15 protein-coding genes and 1 pseudogene are annotated in these 15,599 nt (G+C 41.9%); 13 read left to right on the top strand and 3 right to left on the bottom strand.

All coding sequences use genetic code 11. From position 1 onward, the window contains the following. The first annotated feature begins 5 nt into the window (after positions 1-5). The 7 genes from paaC to V6259_RS12135 all read left to right on the top strand — a co-directional run bounded on the left by paaC (position 6) and on the right by V6259_RS12135 (position 7,584). On the top strand, positions 6-773 hold the full coding sequence (gene paaC / locus V6259_RS12165) for a 1,2-phenylacetyl-CoA epoxidase subunit PaaC (protein WP_341584722.1): 768 nt from the start codon (positions 6-8) through the stop codon (positions 771-773). Then, a complete protein-coding gene (gene paaD / locus V6259_RS12160) occupies positions 760-1,293 on the top strand; it encodes a 1,2-phenylacetyl-CoA epoxidase subunit PaaD (protein WP_341584721.1) in 534 nt (177 codons plus the stop codon). The genes paaC and paaD overlap by 14 nt, the downstream gene beginning before the upstream one ends. 37 nt (positions 1,294-1,330) lie before the next feature. Beyond that, complete coding sequence (gene paaE, locus V6259_RS12155; protein ID WP_341584720.1) at positions 1,331-2,404, top strand: 1,2-phenylacetyl-CoA epoxidase subunit PaaE; 1,074 nt, start codon at positions 1,331-1,333, stop codon at positions 2,402-2,404. Between the two features lie 77 nt (positions 2,405-2,481). Continuing rightward, positions 2,482-4,536: a phenylacetic acid degradation bifunctional protein PaaZ gene (gene paaZ / locus V6259_RS12150; protein ID WP_341584719.1), complete on the top strand. Its 2,055-nt coding sequence runs from the start codon at positions 2,482-2,484 to the stop codon at positions 4,534-4,536. Between the two features lie 67 nt (positions 4,537-4,603). After that, complete coding sequence (locus V6259_RS12145) at positions 4,604-5,137, top strand: TRAP transporter small permease (protein ID WP_341584718.1); 534 nt, start codon at positions 4,604-4,606, stop codon at positions 5,135-5,137. Position 5,138: 1 nt separating this feature from the next. Then, on the top strand, positions 5,139-6,467 hold the full coding sequence (locus V6259_RS12140; protein ID WP_341584717.1) for a TRAP transporter large permease: 1,329 nt from the start codon (positions 5,139-5,141) through the stop codon (positions 6,465-6,467). A 91-nt stretch (positions 6,468-6,558) separates the two neighbouring features. Continuing rightward, positions 6,559-7,584: a TRAP transporter substrate-binding protein gene (locus tag V6259_RS12135; protein WP_341584716.1), complete on the top strand. Its 1,026-nt coding sequence runs from the start codon at positions 6,559-6,561 to the stop codon at positions 7,582-7,584. Between the two features lie 82 nt (positions 7,585-7,666). Here the strand turns inward: V6259_RS12135 and V6259_RS12130 are convergent, their stop codons facing one another. After that, a complete protein-coding gene (locus V6259_RS12130; RefSeq protein WP_341584715.1) occupies positions 7,667-8,437 on the bottom strand; it encodes a class II aldolase/adducin family protein in 771 nt (256 codons plus the stop codon). Positions 8,438-8,553: 116 nt separating this feature from the next. Between V6259_RS12130 and V6259_RS12125 the strand changes: the two genes are divergently transcribed. Then, on the top strand, positions 8,554-9,501 hold the full coding sequence (locus tag V6259_RS12125; protein ID WP_341584714.1) for a LysR family transcriptional regulator: 948 nt from the start codon (positions 8,554-8,556) through the stop codon (positions 9,499-9,501). 30 nt (positions 9,502-9,531) lie between these two features. Here the strand turns inward: V6259_RS12125 and V6259_RS12120 are convergent, their stop codons facing one another. Further along, positions 9,532-10,626 carry a GGDEF domain-containing protein gene (locus V6259_RS12120; RefSeq protein WP_341584713.1) on the bottom strand — a complete coding sequence of 365 codons (1,095 nt, stop codon included), beginning with the start codon at positions 10,624-10,626 and terminating at the stop codon, positions 9,532-9,534. 464 nt (positions 10,627-11,090) lie between these two features. Here V6259_RS12120 and V6259_RS12115 point away from each other — a divergent pair, with 464 nt between their 5' ends. The 5 genes from V6259_RS12115 (at position 11,091) to V6259_RS12095 (ending at position 15,300) form a co-directional block, all read left to right on the top strand. Further along, complete coding sequence (locus V6259_RS12115; RefSeq protein WP_341584712.1) at positions 11,091-12,545, top strand: aldehyde dehydrogenase family protein; 1,455 nt, start codon at positions 11,091-11,093, stop codon at positions 12,543-12,545. Between the two features lie 374 nt (positions 12,546-12,919). Further along, positions 12,920-13,597 carry a MotA/TolQ/ExbB proton channel family protein gene (locus V6259_RS12110; RefSeq protein WP_341584711.1) on the top strand — a complete coding sequence of 226 codons (678 nt, stop codon included), beginning with the start codon at positions 12,920-12,922 and terminating at the stop codon, positions 13,595-13,597. Continuing rightward, positions 13,587-14,009: an ExbD/TolR family protein gene (locus V6259_RS12105; protein WP_341584710.1), complete on the top strand. Its 423-nt coding sequence runs from the start codon at positions 13,587-13,589 to the stop codon at positions 14,007-14,009. The genes V6259_RS12110 and V6259_RS12105 overlap by 11 nt, the downstream gene beginning before the upstream one ends. Next, positions 14,006-14,437 (top strand): ExbD/TolR family protein, encoded by a 432-nt coding sequence (locus V6259_RS12100; RefSeq protein WP_341584709.1) that lies wholly within the window; start codon positions 14,006-14,008, stop codon positions 14,435-14,437. Before V6259_RS12105 ends, V6259_RS12100 begins: the two co-directional genes overlap by 4 nt. Then, the gene (locus V6259_RS12095; RefSeq protein WP_341584708.1) at positions 14,434-15,300 is read left to right on the top strand and encodes an energy transducer TonB; all 867 of its coding nucleotides are present in this window, start codon (positions 14,434-14,436) and stop codon (positions 15,298-15,300) included. The genes V6259_RS12100 and V6259_RS12095 overlap by 4 nt, the downstream gene beginning before the upstream one ends. Positions 15,301-15,397: 97 nt before the next feature. Here V6259_RS12095 and V6259_RS12090 read toward each other — a convergent pair. Beyond that, positions 15,398-15,571 (bottom strand): annotated as a pseudogene (locus V6259_RS12090) (redoxin domain-containing protein); the annotation flags it as partial. Between the last annotated feature and the right edge of the window lie 28 nt (positions 15,572-15,599).

Raw genomic sequence — 15,599 nt, 5'->3', positions numbered from 1 at the left:
GTTTTATGATGAATAAATACGATGAGTTAACCGAGTTTTTGTTACGAATGGGCGACAGCGCATTAATACAAGCTCAGCGATTATGTGAATGGACTGGCAAGGCACCTGCGTTAGAAGAAGAGCTTGCTCTGATGAATGTTGGCTTGGATCTAGTTGGTCAAGCCCGCAACTGGTTGGAATACGCCGCAGAGAGAATAGGTGATGATGCGATTGATGCCGACGTGCTTGCTTACCGTCGTGATGAGCGTAATTACCGCAACGTATTGATGGTTGAGCAGCCAAATGGTGATTTTGCAGTCACCATGGCGAAGCAGTTTTTCTATGACGTTTGGCAATACCACCTGTTGTCTCAATTACGTGATTCGAAAGATGAAAGAGTCGTAGCGATTGCGACGAAATCTCTCAAAGAAGTGACTTATCATTTACGTCGCTCATCACAATGGATTGAGCGGTTAGGAGATGGTACGGCAGAGAGTCACCAAAGAATGGTAGAGGCTGTTGATACGGTATGGCGCTTTACTTATGACTTACTGCTAGTCAGCGAAGAAGAAGCAGCGCTGTGCGCAGATAAAACGCTAGGCGATATCACTCTAGTGTCGGATCAATGGCAGTCTATGGTGAGCGATACGTTAGCAAAAGCCACCCTTGAAATGCCGGCCCCAGCAGAGCCTTTTTACTTAAACAGTCGAAACGGTGTGCATTCTGAGTGCTTGGGGATTTTATTGGCCGAAATGCAATTTTTACAAAGAGCGCATCCCGATGCATCTTGGTAGCTTGATCGTCACTGACCAGCAGGCAGAGCCTAAAGCCGAACAAGATTTGCCTCTTGCAAACCTTATTCTGGCGGATGTGATGGACCCAGAAGTCCCCGTGGTGAGTGTGCTTGATTTGGGTATTGTGAGAAACGTGTCATGGCGTGATGGGCATCTCAATGTACTGATTACGCCGACGTATTCAGGTTGTCCCGCAACGGAAGTGATTGAAACTTCGATCCGCGATGCCTTAATACAAGCCGGTTTTGTGAATACACAAGTCATTCAGCGTTTAGACCCAGCGTGGACGACCGATTGGATTACGCAAGAGGGGCGCGAAAAATTGAAAGCTTACGGTATTTCACCACCGGTTGGAAGCGCCGATAAGCGCAGTTTAACGTCTGAGAAACCGGTCGTGTCTTGCCCCATTTGCGCCAGTGAAAACACAGCACAAATTAGTGAATTTGGGTCTACTGCGTGTAAGGCTTTATATCGCTGTAATGACTGTTTAGAGCCATTTGACTATTTCAAATGTATATAAGCCACGAATAATAATGATAAGTGGCAGCGGAGAACTTATGAATCACTTTCATACTTTAACGGTACGAGATCTACATCGTGAAACACGTGATGCTATTTCGATGGCATTTGATGTGCCAGCGGCTTTAGAAGAGACCTTTCGTTTTAAACAAGGTCAGTTTTTGACTCTTCGTACCACTATTGATGGTGAAGAGGTGCGTCGTTCTTATTCTATCTGCAGTGGTATCGAAGATGGCGAGATGCGAGTTGCCATTAAACGCGTGCCAGGTGGCGTTTTTTCTACCTATGCTAATGAGCAACTGAAGGTCGGCGATTCAATCGAAGTAATGCCTCCTTTAGGAAATTTTTATACGGATTTGGATCCAAGTCGCAATGGAAACTATCTATTAGTGGCTGCCGGTAGTGGCATTACACCGATATTGTCTATTGCTAAAACCACACTGGCTGCTGAACCAAACAGTCAAGTTACCGTGTTGTTTGGTAATCGTGCCACTTCTTCGACTATGTTTCGTGACCAATTAACAGATTTAAAAAACCAATACATGGGGCGATTAAATCTGATCTTCATCTTTAGTCGAGAGCAGCAGGATATAGAGCTTTATAACGGCCATATTGACGCAGAAAAATGCCGAGTCTTGTTTGCTCGATGGGTAGATGCGAAGTCTTTAGACGGTGCCTTCATTTGTGGGCCTCAGGTGATGACTGAAACCGTACGTGATGAGTTGATTGAAGCCGGTATGCCAGCGGCTAACATTCATTTTGAGTTATTTTCTGCCGTGGGCAGTGAGCGCAAGCGTGCTGAACGTGCCGCCATACCCGCCAGTGTTAATGAATCTGATATTACCGTTATCCGTGATGGCAGCGTTCAGCAATTCACCTTAAAACAAAACACCTCTAATTTGTTAGACGCTGGTAATGAGCATGGCGCTGATTTGCCTTTTTCATGTAAAGCTGGGGTTTGTTCGACCTGCAAATGCAAGGTTATTGAGGGTGAAGTAGACATGGACATCAGTATCGGTTTAGAAGATTACGAGGTGGAGGCGGGTTACATCTTATCTTGTCAATCTTATCCAGTATCCAAAAAGGTCGTGTTGGATTTTGATGAAGTGTAACCCTTTTATAATCGTATTTTGCCTTGTTAAAACATTAGAATAAAAATGAAGACGCGTGTCGTCTACGGAGTTTTTTTGTGAGTAATCATCCTATTTTACAAAGTTTCATTGCCGGACAATGGCTAGGTCAACAAGCTAAGCAATCTCTATTGAGCCCTATTACTGGTGAGGTTATTTACACGACCCATTCAGATGTTATTGATTTTGGCCAATCGATCGATTTTGCAAAGACTAAAGGGCGTAAATCAATGCTCGCTATGGACTTTCAAACAAGAGCGTCTTGTTTGCGAGATCTTGGAAAATATATTCTTGAACACAAAGAATCTTTATATGAAATATCAGCCTTAACAGGTGCGACTCGTGCCGATAGCTGGGTCGACATTGAAGGTGGAGCAGGCACGCTGTTTGCCTATGCAAGCATGGGACGTCGCGAGTTACCTTCTGGTAATTTGATTCACGAAGGCGATGCAATTCCTCTCGGGCGTGATGGCCACTTTTACGGTTCTCATATTTTAGTGCCACGCCACGGTGTGGCTGTGCATATCAATGCTTTCAACTTTCCCATTTGGGGAATGCTTGAGAAATTTGCAGCTAACTTTATTGCTGGCATGCCTTGTATTGTTAAACCTGCCACGTCTACTTCTTTCCTTACCGAAGCGTGTGTTCGTTTAATGCAACAATCCGGATTTTTACCCGAGGGAAGTTTGCAGTTAGTGATTGGGCGAACGGGTGATCTACTTGATCGTCTAGATGGCCAAGATATTGTGACTTTTACCGGCTCTGCAGCGACAGCGGCTAAACTCAGAGTAACCCCAAATCTTATTAATAATTCAGTGCCATTTAACGCAGAGGCTGACTCATTAAATTGTGCAATCTTAGCACCAGATGTGTCTGTTGATAGCCCTGAATTTGACTTGTTTGTAAAAGAAGTCGCGCGTGAGATGACCGCCAAAGCGGGTCAGAAATGTACCGCTATTCGCCGAGTGTTAGTGCCTGAGAATCATATTGAAGCAGTGTCTGAACGCTTAATAGCGCGTTTGGCTAAAGTGACGGTTGGTGATCCGAGAATCAATGATGTTCGCATGGGGGCATTGGCCTCTCACGATCAACAAAGAGATGTATTGGAACAATTAGATACGTTACTTAAAACAAGCAGTACCTTGTGTGGTGGCACTGACTCATTTGAATTGGTGGGTACTGGAACGGACAAGGGCGCTTTTTGCCAACCTACTTTGTTATTAAGCAATGATCCGGATGCAGAAGGCGGTGCGCATGACATCGAAGCCTTTGGCCCTATTAGTACATTAATGGCATACAAAGATTTGGATCATGCTGTGTTATTAGCCGCTCGTGGTAAAGGTTCTCTCGTGTCTACCTTAGTGACGAAAGATCCTAGCGTCGCGGCTGTTGTGGTCCCAGAACTAGCTGTATGGCACGGTCGTGTTCATATATTGGATGAACAAGCGGCTAAAGAATCAACGGGTCATGGCTCGCCACTGCCAATGCTGAAACATGGCGGACCAGGCCGAGCGGGTGGTGGTGAAGAATTAGGCGGTATTCGTGGCGTTACGCACTATATGCAACGCGCTGCGATTCAAGGCTCCCCAACGATGTTGGGTGCTGTCACAAAAGAATTTGTTCGTGGCGGAGCGACGATTGAAACGGAAGTGCATCCTTTTAGACGATACTTTGAAAACCTCCAAATTGGCGAGTCCTTAGTGACGCACCGTAGAACGGTGACAGAAGCGGATATTGTTAATTTTGGTTGTTTGTCTGGCGATCATTTTTACATGCATTTTGATGATATTGCCGCACGAGAGTCTCAATTTGAGCAACGCATTGCACATGGTTATTTTGTTTTGTCTGCCGCTGCTGGCTTGTTCGTATCACCTGGCGAAGGTCCTGTACTCGCCAATTATGGTTTGGATAATTTGCGATTTATTACACCAGTACCGATTGGCACAACTATTCGTGCTCGTTTAACGTGTAAGCGAAAAATAGACCAAGGTAAAGTTAGTCCAAAAGGAGAGCCTCAAGGTGTGGTCGTTTGGGATGTTCAAGTAACAAATCAAGACGATGAATTAGTCGCAAGTTATGATATTTTGACCTTGGTTAAAAAGCAGTCCAATTGAAAATAGTGTTTTCGATGACATTGTCTATATGACCTAATTACAATAATAAAAAAACATAGGAGTTTCCATGTCATTACGTGGATGGATAGAAAAACATTATCCAGAACCCAACATCTATCGCTGGGTGGGATTGTTGTTAGAAGGCATTTCAGCCGCCGTTTTATTCTTTTTAATGGCGCTGACATGCTGCGATGTCATCGGACGATATCTGTTTAATAATTCTATTAATGGGGCATTTGAAATTACTCAAATGGGGCTGGCGATCATGGTATTTGCTCAAATGCCCGTGATCACTTGGCGAGGAAGTCATGTGGTGGTGGATCTCTTGGATCATATTTTAGGCCATCGCATCATCAAGGTCCTTGGCATCTTTTCCGTCTTTATTGTCTCCACATCGTTTTATTTCTTAGCGGTACGCATTTATGAACTTGCAGGTCGGTCACTTCGTCGTGGCGAAGTGACTGAGTACTTGCATATACCGACAGGGTATCTGGCTCAGTACATTGCCATTATGAGTTGGGTGACGGCAGCATGCATGCTGACGTATGGCGCTTATCGGGTGCTGAAAGAAAGCCCTGTTACACAAACGGTTGGAGAATAGTATGACGGTGGTATTAATAGGCTTTGCTGTTCTTCTTTTGATGATTTTAGTTCTGCGTATGCCGATCGCATTTGCAATGGGTATCGTGGGCTTCTTTGGCTTTGCTATTTTGCAGGGATTAAGCTTCGATAATGTCTTCTCGTTTCGTTGGACCGCTTCATTAACGCTGGCTTCTAACCGCGTTATAGAAACAGTACAAGATTATAATTTGTCGGTGATCCCGTTGTTTATTTTGATGGGGAATTTAGTCACTCGAACGGGATTGTCTCAAGAGTTATATAACGCGTCATATGCTTTTTTAGGTCACCGTAAAGGCGGCCTGGCGATGTCTACTGTGTTGGCTTGTGGTGGTTTTTCTGCCATTTGTGGTTCCAGTTTGGCGACCTCTGCCACCATGGCTAAAGTCGCCATGCCGCCGATGCGTAAGTTTGGCTACGCGGATAGTCTGGCTACGGCCTCGATTGCCGCCGGTGGAACACTGGGGATTTTAATTCCCCCCAGCGTTATCTTAGTGATTTATGGACTATTAACTCAGTCCAGCATCCGTGAGCTCTTTGCCGCAGGATTTATTCCGGGCCTGCTTGGTATTGTTTTGTACATGTGTGCGGTTCGTTATGTGGTGTGGCGTAATCCATCTGCGGGTCCTGCTGGCGAAAAAATGGGGTATAAAGAACGCCTGATTGCATTAAGAAGTATTTGGGGCGTTTTAATACTCTTCACCGTTGTTATGGGCGGGATCTATTTAGGTATATTCACCCCAACGGAAGCGGCAGGTATTGGTTCTGGTGGTGCACTTCTTATTGGTCTAGCGCGACGTTGCTTAAGTTTTGGGGCGATTTTTGAAACCTTGGTCGACACCACTCGAACATCTGCGATGTTATTTTGTGTGGTGATTGGGGCATTTATATTCTCAGATTTTATTAACCGTGCGGGCTTGCCAGACGCCTTGTTGAGTTTTGTTACGGCGCTGAACTTGTCTCCGATGCTGGTTATTATGGTCATTTTAGGCATTTACATCGTGCTGGGTATGGTATTCGAGAGTCTCTCTATGCTGTTACTGACTGTGCCGGTTTTTTATCCGCTTGTGGTCAGTCTCGGGTTCGACCCTGTTTGGTTTGGTATTGTGGTTGTAGTGGTGACTGAGATCAGTTTGATTACTCCGCCAGTGGGGATGAATGTCTTCGTGTTAAGTGCGGTCTTAAAAGACGTTAAAGCGGGTACTATTTTTAAAGGAGTAACGCCATTTTGGTGTGCGGACATTATCAGGCTATTGATCATTGTTTTTGTGTTTCAGGTCTCAATGTTTTTGCCACATCTTCTCTATAAATAAGTACCGGTATTATGAATATCAAGATAGATATAAAAAGTAATGGAACGAGTCATTCTCAACACAACGAATCATAAAAATAGGAATAATAAATATGATTAATCTTAAGAAAAGTTTACTTTCAGGCCTCTGTGTCGGTCTATTATCTGTGTCAGGCGCTGCGTCAGCTACGACGACATTGCACGTAGCTACGTGGTTGCCACCGACTAGTGCTCAGAATGCGGTGGTATGGCCAACATGGAAAAAATGGGTCGAAACGGCGACAGAAGGTCGTGTTAAAGTGGATATTGAGAATTATACTGGTGCGCCTAAGACCATTTTCGATGCAGTAGAAGATGGTGTGTATGATGTGGGTTTTAGTGTTAATGCTTATCTTCCTGGGCGTTTTAAATTGGCTAGTGTATCTGAAATACCTGGAGAAATTACGAGTGCTGAAGCGGGATCCGTCGCTTTGTGGCGTACATATGAAGCGTTTTTTAAGCCGGCTAAAGAATTTCAAGGCCTTCAGTTACTTGCTCTATTTGTACATGGGCCAGGTCAGTTGCAAACAAAATTTCCAGTGAACTCATTGGCGGACTTGAAGGGCAAGAAAATGCGCGTGGGCGGAGGCTTGGTTAATGAGCTTGCTGCGCGTTTACAGGTAACACCTATCTCGGCACCAGCAACTAAATCTTATGAACTAATGCAGCAAGGTGTGGTTGATGGGACTTTTTTGCCAGCGGAACAGCAAAAAACACTTCGTTTGAGTGAAGTTTCTACCAATTTGACTTTATTTCCTAAAGGGCTTTATACCACAGCATTTAGTATCGTAATGAATGAAGATACATTTGATAGTCTCAGTAAAAAAGATCAAGACGCGATCATGAGCGTTTCAGGTGAGAAATTGTCAAAATTGGCTGGGGCTGCTTGGGGAGAAGCAGACAAAGAAGGGATCGCTGCTGCGAAAGCAAGTGGAGTGAATGTGGTGTATCTAGCTAAAGATGACCCAAGAGTAATAAACGTACACAAGTTAGAGGAAGGAATGGATCAAACATGGATTGAGTCTGTTGCTGACCGAAAAGTTGATGCAAAAGGGGCATTGGCTTATTTTAGAAAAAATATGAATGAGTTAAGCCAATAGGCTGACTGTTTTTTGATCAATTATTATGAAAACCGCTATGAAAATATCATAGCGGTTTTTATTTATAACGTGTACATCGGTTTTATTGTTTATATGAAGGATCTTGTTTATCAATGATGCGCTTCATAGCCGCAAAAACATCCTCGCCTGCACCGTATTTAGGATTAAGTGGCAGTGAATCAGCTGTGCATTTTCGACATATTTCTTCTGGTATTTCTCGTACTTTTCCCATCGACATAGACGCCAATTGAACTTCGCAGGCTCGATTAACAAGCCACATTAAAGCAAACGCTTGAGCTAATGTTGCTCCCATTATAACTGGGCCATGATTGCGTAACATCAAAATGGGCTTTCCATTTGCGCTGTCTAAAATGCGTTGACCTTCTTCCATATGCAGCGTTATACCCTCAAAATCATGATAGGCGACTTTGTCGAAAATTTGAGCTGAGTAGAAATTGCTATAAGAAATACCTTCTTCTAAGCAGCAGACTGCTAATGTCGAAGTGGTATGGACATGCATGACACAATGAGCACTTTCTACCTTGTCATGAATGGCGCTATGAAATGTAAATCCTGCTGGATTTATTGGCCAATCTGAATGACCAATGATATTCCCTTCTAGGTCTACTTTGACGAGGTTTGAGGCTGATACTTCGCTGTAATGCAAACCAAAGGGATTTATCAAGTAGTGATCATCGTCACCTGGGATCCGCAGTGAAATGTGGTTATAAATAGACTCATCCCATTTTAGATAGGCAAAGATGCGATACATGGCGGCTAAATCAAGACGAGCTTGCCACTCCTCATTACTAAATCGACTAGGCTGTTCAAAATATCGTTTATTTGAAGACATCTCATACTCACTTTTTTTGTATTGTTATTTTAATTAGAAGAATAAAGAAAAAGGTGGCTATAAAAAACTATAATAAATATGCTGTGGTTCAATATTTATTATGTAGCTAGGGGCGTATGAACAGTAAACAGCTTATGTTTTTTCTGAAGACTGCAGAGCTAAGTAGCATTGCTGCAGCGGCAAGAGCGTTGGATGTGGCACAGCCAAGTATTAGTCTACAAATTGAAAACTTAGAACATGAACTTAACGCTAGTTTATTTATTCGTAGCTTTCGAGGCGTTGTATTAACTCAAAGTGGCCATGTATTTCGAGAGCATGCAGAGTCAATAATTCGGCATATAGAGCAGGCAAAATGTGACGTTCAGCAGCTTGAAAATGAACCATCAGGGGTTTTATCTATTGGAATGACGCAGCCCATTGGCAATATTGTTTCAGTGCCCTTATTAGCTCTTGTTAATCAGCGTTATCCTAATATTGAATTAGACTTTCATACTGGCCTTTCTTATGTTTTATCAAGCCAATTACAGTGTGGCGAAATAGACCTCGCTATTTCATCTCCAGATGGTTCTGATAGCAGTTTGACACAACAAACAAAAATATTTCAGGAAAAGCTTTTTCTTGCGATAGGGCATAATCCAAAAATTGAATCTTATAAGCGTCTAGCTGGAAAAAAGACGATTACCTTTGAAGAGTTAGCAAATCATGATGTGATGATCACAGGTGTGCGTGATTCTCTAGGGTATCTGTTAAGTCAATATGAGGAGGAAACCACTATAAAATTGCGTCATAAACCTGCCTTCGGTCAGCTAATGACTACTTTGCGATACGTCATTGATGGCTATGGTGCTTTACTATCCCCAACATCAGCTTTTTATCATTTACAGGAAACAAGCCAAGTCCAAGCAATAGAAGTTATAAAGCCGACATTATGGCGAAATGTTTATGTATCGATCTCAACGGAGCGTCCTCAAACGGCTATACTTAAGGCGGTTATACCCTTAATAGAGGAGGTGACGAAATCAGAATGGAAATCTGGTCGCTGGCAGGGCGAACTACTTCTATAATCAACTGATGTTGATTTATTATTTAGACTATCAGTAACATACACGGTTCCGTCCATTCTTTTTAGCGATATAGAGCTGTTGGTCCGCTTTTTTATATAAGTGGTCTATTAATGTATTTTCTTCATTCAAGTTAGATAGACCAATACTAAGCGTTATTTTTATCTGAGTGGTATTATAATAAAAAATTTCATTTTCTATCGATATGCGTATTTTTTCTGCGATAGACTTCGCATCATAAAGCGACGTATGGTTAAGCAAGATAGCGAACTCTTCACCCCCAATACGAGCAAAGATATCTTCTTTGCGTATGATTGCTTCAATTTCTTTCACTAAACTCATTAAGATAAAATCGCCAGCATGATGGCCGTAGTTATCATTTACTTTTTTAAAATGATCAATATCAATCATTAAAAGTGATACTTTCTTACGCTCCATATAGGAGGATAAAATTATATCCTGAGATATTTCAAAAAAATATCTCCGATTATATATGTCTGTAAGATTGTCGATGGTTGATAGCTTTCTAAATTTCTCAGTATTTTGCTCTAATTCATCATGAGCTTTAATGCTTGATATGCGGCTGTATAATATAGATTTTGATAATAAAATAGTCGCTGGTATATAAATCAAGATGAGTGCGATTAAAGCAAGGTGCTGATGTTTCCCATGATAGAGCAAAATGATTATTTGTGGGATTATCATAGCAAAGAAGAAAGTTAAGTACGCTTTATGCAACGAAGACATAGATAATGTAGCCGCAGTGATAATACCTATGATCATTAACAAGCTGACTAATTCATAAGGCTCAGGTGCGTAAATTGTTACTAATATAGATGATATCGTCCATGTTGAAGCCTGAAATAGATTTAAAATTATAAAAAAGCATTCATCTTTTTCTATATTCTTTTCATCTTCTAATGATAAGTTTTTCTCAAAGCTTTTTATATTATGCATGCGTAATGCAGCTAAGATAATCTGAAGAAAAGACCAGGCAACTAAATCTATAGCTGGTATATATTTGATAAAGATCAAAAAATACGTTGCAGTAACGATCAGCATTGCAACCATTGCTCTAGGCGTTTGATCGATCAGAATTCTTATAAGTTTTGGATGAGTGGTAGACATCATAACTCCTGTGACACTCTCATACAGAATAAGGGGCGATACTATCTTTGCTTTATAGAATCTTTGATTAAACAGGTGATCAGTTGGCTGTGATTTTTCATGGTTTATCAATCCTTGATTTTAGTAATAATCCAAAAATTTGGAGTAAATGGCCGTATTCTAGCTTAGGAAACCTAAGATCCTTTAGAAAACAATTGGTTAATTAAACAGTACCAGATTAATTCGTTTAAGGAACTAAAATTTACTATGCAGAAGAGAGTAATTATAAGCTGCAGTAATAGTATTATCTTTACAATGCCTGATAATGTCGATTTTGTTGGGCTTGTGTTTAATTGTCTTTTCTATTTTGTTAAGAATCAATAAATGATAAATAATGGTTAAGCTGTTTATTGCCTTGCACCGAGGGCTATCATAGCTCTATCTTAAGGTGTCATAACATTTTTTATTGCTGAGAGTCATTAGTTATGAACAACACGACTGCGCTTAACACCCTCGAATTGTGTGAAAAGAACACAACAGACGAACTGACCCAATGCCTTGCTCAGCAGCGAGAGTCTTTTGCTGTGCATGGGCAAGAAAGTTATGAAGAGCGAAAACAGCATCTGCTTAATCTGAAGCTATTATTGACCGAAAATCGTGAAGCAATCATTGAGGCGATCAATCAAGACTATGGCAATCGCTCATACCATGAAACGTTGTTGGCTGAAGTGATCACCGTGATCAGTGATATTACCAGTACGGTTAAGCATCTAAAAAAATGGATGCGTGTTCAAAAGCGCAGCGTGGATCATAGCTTGTATTTGGGCGCTAAAAATCGAGTTATTCCCCAAGGTATTGGGGTTGTTGGATTTATTATTCCTTGGAATTTTCCACTTAACTTAAGTTTTTCAGGGTTGTCTGCTGCCTTTGCCGCAGGAAATAGAGCCATGGTTAAAATGTCGGAAAATTCGGTGTCTTTGTCTGAGTTATGTAAAGTATTGAGCCCGAAGTATTTTAGCTCAGACAAACTGCAATTTTTCACGGAAACGGGTGAGGTGGGTATTGCTTTTTCAGCGTTACCATTTGATCACTTAATGTTCACTGGATCAGGTGCGACTGGCAGAAAAGTGATGGCCGCTTGTGCGTCTAACTTAACGCCAGTTACGTTAGAGTTGGGGGGAAAATCCCCAGCGGTGATTGATCCAGAATTTCCGTTAGTAAAAGCAGTTGAGAGGATCATGTTCGTTAAGCAATTTAATGCGGGGCAGATTTGTACTACGGTCGATTATACGTTTGTGCATCAAACACAATTAGCGCCTTTTATAGCGGCCTGTAAAAAATGGGTTAAGAAGCGCTGCTCAGATATTCATCATAAGAACTACACTTCGATTATAGATAATACCGCCTTTACTCGCTTGCTCGAAACCGTTGATGATGCTCGAAAACAGGGTGCGAGTGTTATTAATTTAAGTGAGCAAGAGCCTGATGCTAAGACTCGAAAATTCCCATTGATGTTAATTTTAGGTGCGACAGATGACATGATCATCAGCCAGCGGGAGACGTTTGGGCCTATTTTAATGGTAAAAACCTATCAGCAGGCTGATGAGGTAATTCGTTACATTGTACAGCGTGATCGCCCCTTAGCTTTCTATCCATTTAGTCATAATAAAACAACAGTAAGTCACTATATAGACAAGATTCTCTCTGGTGGTGTATCGGTAAATGATGCCTTGTTTCATGTGGGTCAGCATGACCTACCTTTTGGGGGCATCGGAGGCAGTGGCATGGGTCATTATCATGGCTATGAAGGCTTTGTTACGTTTTCAAAAATGCGGCCTGTTTTCTATCAAGCGAATATCTCAAGTGCCAAACTTTTAATGCCACCCTATGGGAAATTAGCCACTCGAATACTGAATTTCATTGTAAAACTCAAATCCTAGCCGCTAACTTTCATTCCCAAACCTCAATGCTGTTGGAAGCCATATTTCAGATATGGCTTTACATTAGTCTTTAATATTAATAAACAGTCCAATTATCTATTTTCCTTCATTCTTATCTCTTCTTTGTAAGCTGAACTTGAAAGGTTATGGCACCTATGTAATCTAGTATTGGATGTAGGGTCGGTTTCATATTCTCTCGCGCTAAATCATTACTCCTTGTTTTCATTTACCCTCTTTGGGTAAGCATTTTAAAAAATTTCTGTTAACTACCTTAGTGTTTTAAAAAACAAAAAGCATCCAACAATGTATTGAAAATACTGTTGATAATGAATATCATTTGAAAAAATTAATCGTCCCTTTATTTGGAGTTCAGCGTGGATAATTCAGCACAACAACAGATTATTGGTTTCCTTCAGGTCGGTGGGCCCGTAGTTTGGATATTAATGGGCTTTTCTGTTGTCGCCTTAACTATTGTTCTGATGAAGCTTTGGCAATTTGCTTCAATTCGGGCCGAAAGTCGCAATACAGTCGATATCGCCTTGATTGCTTGGCGTAACAATAATGCCGTTGAAGCGCTTGAGCTGCTTGATGAAAAACGCCCTGTTGATTTTCTAGTAGGCTTTTCTATTCGCTCTTTGCAAGTCGCTAATATGGATGTCGCTCTTATCCGCGAGGAGGTTGAGCGGCTTGCAATGAGCAAGCTGAATCAATTGCGTTCTTATCTTCGTCCATTGGAAATTATCGCCTCTCTTAGTCCCTTGCTTGGTTTGTTAGGAACCGTATTGGGTATGATTACGGCGTTTCAACAAATGGAAGGCGCAGGTAATCAGGTTGATCCATCGGTTTTGTCTGGGGGCATTTGGCAGGCTTTGTTAACCACTGCAGTTGGTTTGGCGGTGGCGATCCCTGTCGTAACGATGCACAGCTGGTTAGAACGTAAGGTTGAGCGTATTTCTAATCTGATCAATGATGCTGTCACTCAGGTGTTTACCTGCGAAGAGGCGGAACGTTTGGTCACTAAGGCGGCGAAAGAGGTTTTGCATGCCGCTTAATTTAAGCCAGCCGAAGCGCAAGACCGCGATTAGTCTGACCCCCCTAATTGATGTTGTTTTTATTTTGCTGTTGTTTTTCATGCTGACGTCTAGTTTTGTACCTTGGCGTACGGTGGATGCTCCTTTAGCGGTTCCTTCTGATAAAACCGCCCCCCTTAAGGATAATGATCTTGTTGTGTTAACGTTAAAACAGAACGATCAAATGGTATGGGTAGATGGCGTCAGCCATTCTTTGTCAGATACTCGTTGGTTTAAAAAATTGTTTATAGATCATGAAAATAGTGCCTTTTCTGTGAATGCAGAAAATGGCGTGAATCTACAAACTTTGATGAATTTAGCAGATCGTCTCAAGGAAAGTGGTGCGAAAACCGTGTCTATTGCGAACGCGTTTTCGAGTAAGGATGACAAATGAAGATAGCGGATAAATTCGCGGTCAAAAATAAAACCGATGACGATGCTATGGTGCCACTGATCAATGTTGTGTTTTTAATGTTGGTCTTTTTTATGGTGGCAGGGCAAATTCGTAAAGCTGATCCTATTCCAGTGATCCCACCCAGCTCCATTAACGACCATAAGGCAGCGACAGATCCGAACGTCTTGATTGTTGTAGGAGGAAATAAACAGATTTATTTGAACGATAAATTGGCCACACTTGAGACGATAAAGCCTGCCTTAGAAAGTCAGTTTAAAGGAGTAGAAGACAAAGAAAAATTTTGGGTTCAAATTAAAGCAGATGGCCTTGTTCCGGTAGAGACATTGCGCCCAATATTTAACGAAATTCGTGCATCAGGATTAACCAAAGTTAGCTTAGCCACTCAGTTACAAAGAGGGTCGAAATGATGTCTAAGCGCCATTGGTTGATCGCAGGTTGCGTGGCTATTTTTATACATGGTATTGTTTTTTATACGGTCTTTTACCAACCCTTGGAAGGCAGTAAGGCGCCGGGCGATCAAGGCGTTCAATTTGATCTTGGCATGATTGGAGATATGGGGGCCGCTGCGCAAACAAGGGTAGCTCAGCAAGAGGCAGTCACTGCACCCAAAACTAATGTAGAGCCGATAGAAGAGCCAGAAAAAGAAGTCCCAGATATTGTAGAGGAGCAGAAGTCTGAAGAAATAGAAGAAAAAACGGTGGTAATAAAAGAACCGAAACCAGACACTGTAGAAAAGCCAGAGCTTGTGATTAAACCTAAGCCACCAGTGGTTGTAAAACAAACTTCACCCATTGTGATGCCAAAAGTGAAGCCAAAGAAGAAGCAGGATGCGCCCCTCAAGTCTATTGACGTGAAAACAACGCAAAAAGACACACAAATAGCGGATGCTAAGCCAATAAATAAGGGACCAGTTTCCAAAGCAAATCAAAAGGCAACGACGGGTCAGTCCCATGCGGCTACGACTGGTGGTCATGCGGGCGCAAAAGCTAAGTACTTTACCTTGCTGGCTTCTGCGCTGGCACAAAGCAAACGATACCCACGGGCCTCTCGTCGTCGAAACGAAGAGGGTGTTGTTACTTTATCGTTTATGGCTTATGCGAATGGTGGGGTGTCTGATGCGAAAATCATTAAAAGTTCGGGGCATCATCGTTTAGATAAGGCTGTTTTGGATATGTTGAAACGAGCAGTCCCTTTGCCTAGATTTTCTGATGATATGACTGAGAAGTCTTTGAAAATCACCTTACCAGTATCATTCCAGTTGAGTGACTAAAACATCATCACGATAGAAAGCATTGTGGTGACGCTTTGTTAGTATGTCTCGTCCTAAAATAGGTCTCCTAGGTGTAAACCTATTTCAGGACGGGACATTCTGCAGAAAGTCGAGAAACGGCACCAAATTCAGTCGTACAAACTGGAGTGAAGTCTTTAGGGTGGCTAAATAAAATAGCCCAACTGTCGCCAATCCAGTCGTGTAATTTGAATGTTCCTTGATCTGTTTCAAGTTCTAAATTTGGAACAATATCATTAATGCGTAACGACATAACGGTACTCCTTCGAGTGATATTTACT

This window comes from Marinomonas sp. TI.3.20 (assembly GCF_038155025.1).
Taxonomy (GTDB): Bacteria; Pseudomonadota; Gammaproteobacteria; order Pseudomonadales; family Marinomonadaceae; genus Marinomonas; species Marinomonas flavescens.
Note: the sequence above shows the minus strand (reverse complement) of the source record. Positions and strands in the feature narration are given on the sequence as shown.